The sequence below is a fragment of the Terriglobus sp. YAF25 genome, assembly GCF_052113305.1.
Classification (GTDB): Bacteria; Acidobacteriota; Terriglobia; order Terriglobales; family Acidobacteriaceae; genus Terriglobus.
Genome location: NZ_JBFRCY010000763.1, coordinates 1 through 2115 on the forward strand (window position 1 = coordinate 1; position 2115 = coordinate 2115).

Below are 2115 nucleotides of genomic sequence, written 5' to 3' on the forward strand. Positions count from 1 at the left end.
CGTTCATGAGGGTGCGAACCGGAACCGTAAGTTCGTTGAGATAGTAGCCTGCGCCGGTATAAACCTTGCCATCTTTCAAGGGCAAGCCATGACCGCTCGAGACTAGCACCAGGACTTTTCCTTTTGTTGTCATCTTGTTCTCCTCTTGAAATCGGATTCTGTTTTTCCCGAATAGGGGCCCGCTTCGAAGATCATTGAGGCAACGGCTTAGAGCACAACAGGAACAGTCGGCGCATACCGCTTCACCGATGTCCATAATCCGTGAAGACATAGTCTTTATTCTTCACGCTTGTGTGGCACGTGAACCCGCACTTGGCGTCATTGCCCTGCGGCGGCTTGTCCGTCAAGTTGGCGAGCCTGAACTTACCGGATGCGGCTTCATACTCGAAGGCGCCGTAACCCCATCCGCCGCTGTCCGCAAATCTCCTGGAGTCCTTCAGCATGAAGTCAACGTCGTGCTGGGTGCCTGGCACCGTCGGCGCACCGGGTTCACTGGCATCCACTTTCGCGTTCCAATGGATCTTCGCCATCTTGGCGCCATCCGGAAAGGGCTTGCCATTACCGGGAATACCCGTCTTATAGGCGTCGATCATCACAGGATTCCCGAGGATCGCCGCGAGCTTATCTCCGTTATGGCTAAGGGAAATCACAGACCAGCCCTCGAAGCCTTTGAACTCTGAGAACGCAAGGCCATTCGGAATTTTCAGGGTGTACTTGTCCTGCGTGGAGATAGCGGTTTGTGTCTGCGATGGGGCTGCTGCGGAGGCGGAGACAGCGCCGGCGCGGGAAAGATTATGGATATAACGTGCAAGCTTCCAGGTGTCGTCATCGGAGATGCTCGACTTCCAGGCAGGCATGCCTGTGTGGCTAACTCCGTTCTGTATGATCCAAAACAGCTCCGCGTCGTTCCAGTGCTGCACATGGGGTGAACTCAGGTCCATGGCAGGCGGGGCCATGTTGCGTCCCACGGTGGTATCTCCGCGCGCTTCCGCACCGTGGCATTGGGCGCAAGCCCCAAGAAACACTTCCTTGCCCTGGCTCACCACCTCATCCGTCTGAGGCAGCGGATTCTTCATCTTCCCCGCCGCCAATGGAATGGTGACGTCTTTAGCCGCATTGGCCAGGCTGGTTTCCCCTTGGGAAGGCTGTCTATTCGCTGAACAACCCTGCAGAAACGCGCCCAGCATCGCGCCGGTCACGCCAAGCATCAGGTTGCGTCTTAGAACATTTTCCCTGTTGCCGGGTGGTCCGGAAGGGGTGTGCAGCGGCGTTTTCATTGAGGAAAACGCCCATAGATGCGAAAGCCCTACTCTACACCTACAGATAAAATGCTCTAGCGCCACGTTGCGGTTCCCGCCACGCAACCCACTCATCCACGGCAGTTCCACAACAGCTCTCATGCGTTCAGGCATCGAGTGTTCTCCTCTCTCAAAGAAAGTTTCCAGGTCCGATTCGGCGTGCGTCGCCTTTTAAACCTTTGATGTCCCTGGATCTGGAGTGGAGAGATCTATTTTTACTCCCGCGTTGGGAAGACGACCTTTGCCTGCTGCAGAAGGATGTCTCGAAAGTTCTGGGTCAACGAACCTGCGGCTTCACGCGCCCGCCGCCATCCGCGGCGACTGGCGAATCAGGGGGTAAATTTGGAATAATTCTCGCATGGCGATCACAGGGCAAATCACTCATCCAACTCGCCCTTGGTCTGAATCCCCGGAAACGTAGCGGCAGCGATCTAAGCTGTCGAGCTTCCACGAGAAGGCTGGCCCACGTCAAGTAGATTTGTCTTCTTTGCGGGCGAGCACGATCGGTTGATAGAACGTTGTCTCTTCTGGCATCAGCCACTCGATTTCTCTGAAACCGTGTGATTCAAGACCCTGCGTAAGCTCGGCGCGCGTTATGGCGCGATATCGAGACGCGTAATGCTTGCTTGTCCAGAGTGAGGCTGAGTTCCAGGTTAGGTATAGATGAACGTCGTATTGGTTCTGATCCCAGTCCCACACCTGATGAACAATGCGCCTGGTCTCGTTCTCAGAATAAAAAACGGGGCCTTGAAAAGATGGACGGGTGGATAGCAGGCTGTCATAGTCGCGAATCGTAGCGAGCAGGACACCTCCGGGC

General features: G+C 55.6%; 1 protein-coding gene and 1 pseudogene. Both read right to left on the minus strand.

Annotated elements, in window-relative coordinates; translation table 11 throughout:
• Nucleotides 1–242 precede the first annotated feature (242 nt).
• Nucleotides 243–1208, minus strand: a complete 966-nt coding sequence (locus AB4043_RS23420) for a cytochrome P460 family protein (RefSeq protein WP_442302924.1) — start codon at nucleotides 1206–1208, stop codon at nucleotides 243–245.
• Between the two features lie 558 nt (nucleotides 1209–1766).
• A pseudogene (locus AB4043_RS23425) lies at nucleotides 1767–2115 on the minus strand (class I SAM-dependent methyltransferase); the annotation flags it as partial.